Raw genomic sequence first — 9,798 nt, 5'->3', positions numbered from 1 at the left:
TGTTCCAGAAAGTTGGATACAGCGTAGCGATGGGAAATGCGAAAGATGTCATAAAAGCTGTTTGTACAACGACAACCATGAAAAATGATGAGAACGGGGTAGCTTATGCGATTTATCGATATATGGAGAACTTCGAGGTTCAAAAATAAGTGTCAATGCCGAAGGAGCAAGCGATAAAATGGCATGGATATATATCAAATAATGGCAGGACTTTTGGAAATCGTCTGTTTATGAGGGGGGATTGTTTATGGCAGTAGCAAAAAAGCAGGTCAAAAAATGGTTTACCTTATGTATCTTAATTTTGGGAGGAGGAACAATATTTAAATTGTCATCCTTAAAAGATGCTTTTTACATTCCGATGCAAAAATATTTTCATCTTTCACATACCCAAATAGGTTTGGCATTATCTGTATATGCTATTGTGCAAATGTTTGGTTATGTAGTCTCCATTTATATCACTGATAGATTTTCTAAAAGGAAGTTAATTCCGATTGGATTGATTGGGGTAGGTGCAACTGGGATTTATTTATCTACTATACCAAGTTATTATGGAATTTTAGCTTCTTGGGGAGTAATGGCTTTATTTACAGAGATTACTTTTTGGCCAGTATTGATAAAAACCGTTAAATTGCTTGGAGACTCCGACGAACAAGGCAGGATGTTTGGATTCCTTGAAGCTGGCCGTGGTGTTGTAGATACAATCGTTGCATTCTCTGCTCTAGGTATATTTATTTGGTTAGGATCTGAGTCATTAGGTTTCAGAGCCGCAATTTTATTCTTTGCCTTGATTACAATTATTGTTGGTATTATTAGTTATTTCTTTATAGAGGACGATATTATTGAAACGTTTGATAAGGGTGGAGAAGAAATTAGCAAAAGTAAAGTAGCTTTGAAAGGTGCGATTCAAGCAATTAAAACTCCCAAATTGTGGTTTTCCTCATTTACAATATTTTGCGTTTATACGGTTTACGCAGGCTTAACTTACTTTATTCCGTTCTTGCAAGAAATTTATGGAATGCCGGTAGCATTATTAGGTGTATATGGGATTATAAACCAATACGGATTAAAAATGATAGGCGGTCCCATCGGTGGATTCTTAGTTGATAAAAAATTTAAATCAGCGACAAAATACCTTAGATTTACATTTCTCTTATCCATTATTACAATGATAATTTTTATTATGCTTCCACATGACAAAATGAATATTTATATAGGAATAATTGCGACACTTGGCTTCGGATCGATTGTATTTACTCAACGGGCTGTGTTTTTTGCCCCATTAGATGAAATTGATATTCCAAAAGAAATAAGTGGTGCTGCCGTATCATTAGCTTGTTTAGTTGGTTATGCTCCTTCAATTTTCGCCTTTGCCATGTATGGTAATATTCTGGATCACAATCCTGGAATTACTGGATATAGATATGTATTTATGATTATGATTGCATTTGCAGCTATAGGTTTTATTATAAGTAACTATTCAGTTAAAATTTTAAAAAAGAAAAAACAAACTAACTGATATTTGGAAGATAATTAAATGAATGCTTAATTTTTTATCGATAAATTGGCTTAAATTTGGGTAACAAATGAAAATTGGATTAGAAACAGAAAGCTTTCACTTGCAGTTTATTATCGGTTGAATGAATATTTTCGATTTTATCAGAAAAACAGCTGAATTAGGATTAGACGGAGTCATACTTTACACAGAATAATTTTAGAAATGTGTCATTCATATGTTTCTACTTTTAAACGACCTAAAGGTTCGGGGGGAGTAAGCGAAGTAAGGAAAGGATCATTTAAGATGTAAAAACCGTATTTCCATCAAAACTGATTGATCCTTTAACAACATCTATAGAAGTGAGGATCTTTTAGAACAAATGTTATTGGCCCAAGATAATGAAATTAAAGAATCTGTACAAACGGTCAAAAAGTTACGAGAAAAACATTGTAGATAAAAAGGAGATTTTTATTATGAAAGAAGCAGTTTTAACAAATAATGCGCCACAACCTATTGGACCATATTCCCAAGCGGTATTATCAAAAGGGATTCTCTATATTTCGGGGCAACTCCCTTTAAATCCTAATACTAATAAATTAGCTATAGGCATTGAAGACCAAGCAAGACAATGTTTAGAAAATTTAAAGCACATTTTAATAGAAAAAGGTCTAGAAATGAATTCAGTTTTGAAAACAACTATATTTGTGACTGATTTATCAGATTTTCAAACTGTAAATGAAATTTATGCGGAATATTTTTCGAAGCCTTTTCCAGCTAGGAGTACCATTCAGGTAGCAGAATTACCTATGAGTGCAATGATTGAAATTGAATTGATGGCCGAGGTAAAAAGGTGACCAATTATTCTTTTTTGGAGAGAATGTGTTCCGTCGTTTAGTTGCTGGTTCTTCCCTTATTTAAGAGAACTTTCGTAAGCAAAGTCGTTAAGCAGAAATTAATTCAAATAAAAATAGAAGTCGAACAAAATTTAGTTTAATTTCTTCTCTGCACAATAAATTAACATAAAGGTGGGTAAAACATGAAAATTGGATTAGAGACAGAAAGCTTTCACTTGCAGTTTATTACAGGTCGAATGGATATTTTCGGTTTTATCAGAAAAACAGCCGAATTGGGATTAGATGGAGTCATGATCAATATTGTTCCATGGCCAGGGTTACCAGGAATTGGTACATTAGATTCGTTTGAACCGGAATACTTAGACAATGTGAAAAAAGAAATTCAAAAGTATGGATTTTTCGCTGAAATCGATACAAATGGAACCAATCCGAAACATCTAACCGAGGTCATTGAGGCCGCGCATAGAATTGGAGCGGATGTCATTCGTACGTATACCTGCATGGGAGAATATGATCCAGACAGATTGAGAAGAGCTCCTGAAGATATTAAACAAATTGTACCATTATTAAAGAAATATAGAATCAAGCTTGCTGTTGAAAATCACGAGGAAGAGTTAACGGATGAAGTGATTCAAATCATTAAGGAAGTCAACAGCCCTTGGGTTGGTGCTCATTGTGATTTCGGGAATGCAATGATGGCATGGGAGGACCCGGTTGAAGCTGTAAGAAAATTAGCACCACATGCCTTTACAACTCATTTTAAGGATCATATTATCGTCCATGATGGCGAAGATTACAGGGTATGTGGCGTACCTGCTGGGACTGGTAATATCGATTTGGAAGAATGTTTTAAAATATTGATTGAGAATTCAATGTTGACTAGAATCAACGTTGAAATGTGCTTCCCGTATGCCATCCATTTTAAGAGAGAGCCTGGTACAGGCGGAGTCTTTGCAGTAGGCGAAGGAGCATTTAAGGTGGAACAACCTCCTTATGATTTAAATGTAATTAAACCATTGGATTACTATTATCCGCCAACAGAACTTCTAGAACAAATGATTGAGGATCAAGAAAAAGGTGCAGAGCAATCGGTTAGATATGCACTTGCATTAAGGGATAAATACTGCCGCTAAATAAAAAACAGGGAGAGGTTCTTTCGGGAATAATCTCCCTGTTTTTTATTTTGCAGAAGGGTGCTTGAGTTTAACAATAGGGTTGTTACACAACACTTTCTTATGGAACCTAAAGGGGCTGGTTAGTTCAAGAGTGAGTTTTGATCTTTGTTCAACAATTGGGCCAGATTGTGGAAGATCATTTTAAAAGAAAATTCGATATTTGTCTGTGAGATTTTGAAGAATTGTACTAAGCTAAAGGACAGAATAGTTGAAGAAAATCAAGTTTATATATATTTTGTCCATCAACGTTCCATTGTAATGTAATCCTTTTTTCTATCTTTTTATAAGATTTAAATAGAAATATTACATCAATTGGGTTCTAACTCCCCCAAAAGTAGCAAGATGAGCGAATAAAAAAACAGTACCACCGCTATAAAAGTGGTGGTACTGCTATATTGAGTGACAAGTGTTTTATTAATTAGAACGTACTTGCTACTTTAACAGCTTTTTCAAGCCCTGCAGCAATAATTTCTTCTGCTTTATCAGGGAATTGATTGTGACCCTCAATCACTACTTTCTCTGTATTTTTTACACCGAAGAAGCTCATCATACTTGCTACATATTTAACAGCCATTTCTACTTCAGCTTTTGGTCCTTCAGAATATACACCGCCACTTGCGTTTAATAATGCAATTTTCTTATCTCCAATCAGACCTACTGGACCTTCTGGTGTATATTTAAATGTTTTGCCTGCGCGGTTTAAATAATCAATATATGTGTGTAGTACAGCCGGAATTGTTAAGTTCCATAATGGGAATCCAAACACAACTTTATCAGCTGCAAGGAATTGTTCTAAATATTTATCAGCAACAGTTACTGCTTTTGTTTCTTCTGCTGTTAAACCCAGTCCTCTACTAGCTTTAAATGTACCGTTAATCATATCTACTCCTACATATGGCAATTCTTCCTTGTATAAATCAAGCTCTACCACTGTATCATTTGGATGTGATTCTTTATAGCTAGCTAAAAAAGCCTCATATAATTTCACACTCACCGCTTGGTTTGCGGGGCGATTGTTTGCTTTTACAAATAAAACTGTTGTCATTCTCTTTTCCTCCTATTGGTCACTCTTTTGTTGTTATATATTTATTCACTAAAAAGGGAATCCTATTGTCTTTACAATATCTTTTTAAAAGAATACTCCATGTCTCCGCCTAGAGCTTCAGCTGTATCACCAGTTTCTCTGAAGTCATGTGTATGAATCTTTTCAAACGGACCAAAGTTTACTTGCTTATAAAATTCATAACAAGGGAATCCGTCATGTGCACCTTGAATATCGATAGTACCATCTTTTTTTACATGTACAGTTAATAGATAATCAACGGGAGGTGCATATACATTTAATGGGTTGCTAGCACTAGCAATCATTTGAAATTTGACGTCATCTGACCTCCATACAACATCAGTGCACAAAATGCCTTCCGTTCTAGCTTTTCCTGTTTTTTTATTAACGGAACCATCAGGAGTTGTGATTCTTTCTGTTGTTATGCCCGTATTCGCATATGTGAAAATTTCTTTTTTGTAAAAATCTACAACTACTTCTTGTTCCACTCTAGAACGCATAGCGTTTACCGCATAAGGTGTAAATTCACGTGCATCACCTTCAAATTGAATAATGTTTCCTGTTTGAGTATCCTTCTTAGGTTCAGTCCAAGACATTGGAATAAATACACTTGCTCTAACTTTAACGATATTAGTCATGAGGCACACCTCTGTAATTCTTGATTTATTTTGGGTAATAATAATATTGACCCATTGAGCAAAACAGGCCGCAATTTCTTCCGTATAAGTTATTGCTTTTCCTTTAATAGTTGCTGCTTGTAAACTTCTACTTAGTATTTATATCTAGATTGTCGTTTTAAAACTGTATTCCATTTCCCCAGCTAGTGCTGCCGGAGTGTCACCAGTTTTTCTGAAATCATGTGTATATATTAATTCAAATGGACCGAAATTTGTTTGTTTATAAAATTCATAGCAGGGGAACCCATCATGTGCACCTTCAATCTGTGCAGCACCACTCTTGTTAACATGTATAGTTAATAAATAATCAGCCGCAGGTGCTGCTGCATTTAAAGGATTACTTGCACTTGCCCTCATTTCAAAAGAAACTTCATCAGTGCCCCACAAAACATTAGTACATACAATATTTTCTGTACTTGTTTTTCCTTTTTTATAATCAATAGAACCATTTGGATTTGTAACTTTTACAGTTACGATACAAGCATTTACATATGTGAAAATTTCTTTTTTATAAAAATCAATAATCACTTCTTGCTCTAATCTTGACCGCATAGTGTTTACAGCGTTTGGTGTAAATTCACGTGCATCACCAGTGTATTCGAATATCTTTTCTGTTGCAGGATCTTTAATAGGTTCCAACCAAGCATATGGTGCAAATACACTTCCTCTAATTTTAACGATAGCCATGAGAACCCTCCATAATGTATTAATTTTTTTATAATCGAATTATAGTCAATTTGATTGACTACATTGCGTATAGTACAATGGATTTTAAACAAAGTCAATCTAATTGACTTTATTTAAGGAGGTTTTATGTATGAATCATGAAATATTTAGTGAGTTGGATCTTACATCACTTTTATCATTATCCTTTAGTACATCAATTACTGAATTACATGACAGATTGAGTGAATTGGGATTTGGAGATATTAGACCTGCACATGGTTTTATGTTTAAATGTATCACTCCCAATGGTGCAACAGGTATAGAACTAGCCGAATATTTAGGAATTACAAAGCAAGCTGTGAGTAAAATGGTGGATTATCTTGAGAAAAGTGGCTATGTAATGCGCAAAGCTCATCCCACTGATAAGAGAGGGAAAATTATTGTTTTGACTGAACGAGGTTGGTTAGTTGTGAAAGCAAAAGAGAAGATACTAACTGAAATTGAGCAACGTTGGATTGAAAAGATAGGTGCTGAACGCCTGCAAATGCTCAAAGAAGATTTAACAAAATTAGTTTATGAAGAAAATGAAGATAAACTATCATCGAGGTTAAAACCTGTCTGGTAATTATAGAGTTTATAAAGGGAACTTATAATCGTGCTTAAATTCGTACTAACAGTACACATTCCTGTAATGATTTAAATTAGCAGCAAGGTTTGTGGAGAATTGTACGGGAGCGTTAGTTGAAGAGAAACAAGCTAACATTTGTGTTTCTATTTTCGTTGTTCCATTAAAGGGCGCAATTCTTGAAGAAGGTTCGCTTTTCTTATAGAACTAACCAGCCACTAGTTTGTCAACATTTTTCAATAAACACTTAAAATGTTTCATGTTATACTAAATTTGCGTATGCCAAATAACCTTCCAAGGTTCTGTGTTTGGAAAGTTTTGGACTGTTTAGTTATACTTTAAAGCTAGGCTAGATCTTGGAAAGTCGATTTACTTTTTAAAAGTGCATAAATCCAATGTAAGAATTTATTGGTACATGCTATCACAGCTACTTTACAGGGCTTTCCTTCCTCACGTTTCTTATCATAAAATTCTCGTAATCGCCTGTTACGAGGAATGATTTCATCTGTCGTTTTCTTTTTGCGACAATCACGAATGGCACATTTTACAGCCATATACAAGGCGTGTCGCAGCCTACTAGAACCTCTTTTGGTAATCCGATTTAAAGTACCTTTGAATGTACCAGATTCAAAGACACCTGGATCGATTCCGGCAAATGCAACCAAGAAAATTATAAAGAAAGTGGGAAAACGATTGAAGCGATTAGAACAGGTGGCTACATACTATATTGAAGAGTTTAGTCAATATTCGCTAGCGGTAATCCGTTCAAAACAAGGAGTTACTCCCACTTTCGAAGGTAAAATAGTTATTTCGAAAGTAATACCTTTACTAAACCTTAAAGAACAAAACAAAGAAATTTATTTTAAAAATATCAATCAAATGCGTTTAATTACTGCGCCTACTTTTTCTTTTATACTTCAAGAAATCAAGTTAAATTTTAATTCAATAAATCATTTGAAGTTGAATTAGTTGAGCAAAACCCTACTGTTATATATGTATTGCAGTGGGTAAAAATTCACCTTTTTATTCTTTGTTAAAGACTAATATAAGTTAGCGATGATAAAAGAATTGATGTAATAATAATGGCAATAAGTGGACGTATTGCTTTGGTACGTAGTTCTTTCAAGCTAATATTCAATCCTAATCCGGTCATTGACATTGTTAACATAAATGATGTGAAGTCTGCAATATCAGACATCACTTTTTGTGATACCAATACCTTATTACCAATGATATAGCTTCCCACAAAACTCATAACAATAAAGCCAATTAAAAACCATGGAAACTCGAATCTTGCCTCCCCTTCTATTTTTCCTTTCTTTTTCATCCAAAGCATGAGGATAAAGCAAACTGGAATTAATAGGAATACTCGTGTAAGTTTGGCAAGTAATGCGTGAGCAAGAGCATCCTGGCCTGCCGGGGCAGCAGCTAAAGCAACATGGCCTATCTCGTGTAGGCTGATTCCAACCCAATTTCCGTAGTTCATAGGACCAATTGATAAAAAAGGATATATTAGCGTATAGATTATTGAAAACACTGTGCCGACTAATGCGATGATGCCTACTCCCATAGCCGTATCTTCATCTTTTGCTTTTATAATAGGCGATACGGCCGCGATGGCAGCTGCACCACAAATGCCTGTGCCAACACTTAATAATAAAGAAAGATTAAAATCTGCCTTCAGCCATTTTGCAATAATCATAAGAACAGCAATTGAAAAAATGATCGTTATTGTCCCTCTTAGCAATAGAGGGACACCCTGATGAAATATCACAATCATGTTAAGCTTTAATCCATAAAGTATGATGGCAAACCTCAATAATTTTTTTGATGAAAATTGAATACCATTACGTAATTTTTCTGGATATCCAAAAACCTGTCTATAAACTACAGCTAGTAAAATGGCGCATGCAAGAGGTCCAATATGATTTAGACCTGGCAACGCTGCTAAAAAAAAACCTAATACGGCTATGAGCAAGGTAAAACCAATTCCAGAAATCAAAGAAACATTTAGCTTTTTTGCCGGTTTTTTTTGCATATTTGGACTGGGAGTTATTAACGCTTTTTGTTCCAATGTTTTTCAACCCCTTATTTGGATTATTTTTAATTTATCGTAACTTATGATTTACAATAAGGAAAATAAATGATTATTATAGTTGTAATAAGTAAATACGATAGTAAGGAGGGGAACATATGGATCAACTATTATCTGTATTTATATCTGTAGCTGATAAAAGAAACTTTTCCAGAGCAGCGGAAGAGCTTCATATGACCCAACCAGCAGTCAGCCAGCAAATTCAACAATTGGAAAAATACGTAGGTGCAAAACTACTTCTGCGAACAAACAAATCTGTCCAGATAACTAAAGCAGGAGAAATAGTCTATTTACATGCTAAGGAAATTACAGGTTTATATAAACGAATGTCGATGTTAGTGAATGAATTAAATAACGAGCCAACAGGACCATTAAAAATTGGTGCCAGCTATACCTTTGGAGAGTATGTATTACCACATATACTTGCAAGAATGAAAAACTTATTTCCTAATATCATCCCTTCGGTACAGATTGGCAACACAAGGGATATTGCCAAAGCAATCACAAGTCATGAGATCGATGTAGGTATTGTAGAGGGGGAAATTTCTCTTCGAAATATATATATAAAATCGGTTTCCACCGACCAAATGTATATCGTGGCAGGGGGCAAATATCCAATTTATTTCAATAAGGAAGTTTCACGAAGACAGGTAGAACAAGAGAATTGGATTGTCCGTGAAGAAGGTTCTGGTACAAGAGAGGCAACAGAAACATTATTTCAATCTTTACAAATACGTCCTTCCAAGTTAATGGAATTCGGCAGCACACAACTTATAAAAGAAGCAGTTGAAGCTGGGCTTGGTATTAGTTACTTATCTGAACTTACTGTAAGAAAAGAAAGAATGCTCGGTACCATTCAAGTATTAAATGTAAAAGGGACACCGATAAAAAGAAATTTTTCAGTTATAACAGAATCTGTGGAATTGCATACGAAATCTATGAACTTATTTATTGAGTTAATAGAAAAATATCTAAAGAACCAATTATTGCAATAGCTCTATTTTATAAAATAATCAAAAATATAAAAAAAGACAACGCTCCTTGAACTGTGCCCCATTTTACGGACAGTAGAAAAAAGTGCCTAAGCAGCTAATAAATGGTCCCGGTATTGTACCGGGGCCATTTTCCTTAGCCCCCATTGATAACGA

11 protein-coding genes and 1 pseudogene are annotated in these 9,798 nt (G+C 34.7%); 7 read left to right on the top strand and 5 right to left on the bottom strand.

The genetic code is table 11. The features are described 5' to 3' along the window. The 4 genes from ACFX4X_RS24435 to ACFX4X_RS24420 all read left to right on the top strand — a co-directional run. Positions 1-149, top strand: a 149-nt coding sequence (locus tag ACFX4X_RS24435; RefSeq protein WP_377387294.1) for an HAD family hydrolase, incomplete at its 5' end; no start/stop codon positions are given. 98 nt (positions 150-247) lie between these two features. After that, the gene (locus ACFX4X_RS24430; RefSeq protein ID WP_377387291.1) at positions 248-1,516 is read left to right on the top strand and encodes an MFS transporter; all 1,269 of its coding nucleotides are present in this window, start codon (positions 248-250) and stop codon (positions 1,514-1,516) included. A 452-nt stretch (positions 1,517-1,968) separates the two neighbouring features. Then, positions 1,969-2,349, top strand: a complete 381-nt coding sequence (locus ACFX4X_RS24425; RefSeq protein WP_284470989.1) for a RidA family protein — start codon at positions 1,969-1,971, stop codon at positions 2,347-2,349. Positions 2,350-2,531: 182 nt separating this feature from the next. After that, positions 2,532-3,482, top strand: coding sequence for a sugar phosphate isomerase/epimerase family protein (locus ACFX4X_RS24420; protein WP_377387288.1), 951 nt, complete (start codon positions 2,532-2,534; stop codon positions 3,480-3,482). Between the two features lie 460 nt (positions 3,483-3,942). Here the strand turns inward: ACFX4X_RS24420 and ACFX4X_RS24415 are convergent, their stop codons facing one another. From ACFX4X_RS24415 to ACFX4X_RS24405, 3 genes are all read right to left on the bottom strand, one after another. Next, positions 3,943-4,569 (bottom strand): FMN-dependent NADH-azoreductase, encoded by a 627-nt coding sequence (locus ACFX4X_RS24415; RefSeq protein WP_284470987.1) that lies wholly within the window; start codon positions 4,567-4,569, stop codon positions 3,943-3,945. 71 nt (positions 4,570-4,640) lie between these two features. Beyond that, complete coding sequence (locus ACFX4X_RS24410; RefSeq protein WP_377387285.1) at positions 4,641-5,225, bottom strand: DUF3238 domain-containing protein; 585 nt, start codon at positions 5,223-5,225, stop codon at positions 4,641-4,643. Between the two features lie 144 nt (positions 5,226-5,369). After that, a complete protein-coding gene (locus tag ACFX4X_RS24405; RefSeq protein ID WP_377387282.1) occupies positions 5,370-5,951 on the bottom strand; it encodes a DUF3238 domain-containing protein in 582 nt (193 codons plus the stop codon). Between the two features lie 130 nt (positions 5,952-6,081). Between ACFX4X_RS24405 and ACFX4X_RS24400 the strand changes: the two genes are divergently transcribed. Beyond that, complete coding sequence (locus ACFX4X_RS24400; protein ID WP_106028393.1) at positions 6,082-6,555, top strand: MarR family winged helix-turn-helix transcriptional regulator; 474 nt, start codon at positions 6,082-6,084, stop codon at positions 6,553-6,555. A 344-nt stretch (positions 6,556-6,899) separates the two neighbouring features. On the opposite strand, the pseudogene ACFX4X_RS24395 reads toward ACFX4X_RS24400, so the two are convergent. Beyond that, positions 6,900-7,220: pseudogene (locus tag ACFX4X_RS24395) on the bottom strand (transposase); the annotation flags it as partial. A gap of 28 nt (positions 7,221-7,248) precedes the next feature. Between ACFX4X_RS24395 and ACFX4X_RS24390 the strand changes: the two are divergent. After that, positions 7,249-7,524 (top strand): hypothetical protein, encoded by a 276-nt coding sequence (locus ACFX4X_RS24390; RefSeq protein ID WP_284470984.1) that lies wholly within the window; start codon positions 7,249-7,251, stop codon positions 7,522-7,524. A 64-nt stretch (positions 7,525-7,588) separates the two neighbouring features. Here the strand turns inward: ACFX4X_RS24390 and ACFX4X_RS24385 are convergent, their stop codons facing one another. Continuing rightward, on the bottom strand, positions 7,589-8,593 hold the full coding sequence (locus ACFX4X_RS24385) for a YeiH family protein (protein WP_284472082.1): 1,005 nt from the start codon (positions 8,591-8,593) through the stop codon (positions 7,589-7,591). Positions 8,594-8,748: 155 nt separating this feature from the next. Here ACFX4X_RS24385 and ACFX4X_RS24380 point away from each other — a divergent pair, with 155 nt between their 5' ends. Beyond that, the gene (locus ACFX4X_RS24380; protein ID WP_214811823.1) at positions 8,749-9,645 is read left to right on the top strand and encodes a LysR family transcriptional regulator; all 897 of its coding nucleotides are present in this window, start codon (positions 8,749-8,751) and stop codon (positions 9,643-9,645) included. Positions 9,646-9,798: the final 153 nt, after the last annotated feature.

Source organism: Peribacillus sp. YIM B13481 (genome assembly GCF_042787985.1).
Lineage (GTDB): Bacteria > Bacillota > Bacilli > Bacillales > DSM-1321 > Peribacillus > Peribacillus simplex_A.
Note: the sequence above shows the minus strand (reverse complement) of the source record. Positions and strands in the feature narration are given on the sequence as shown.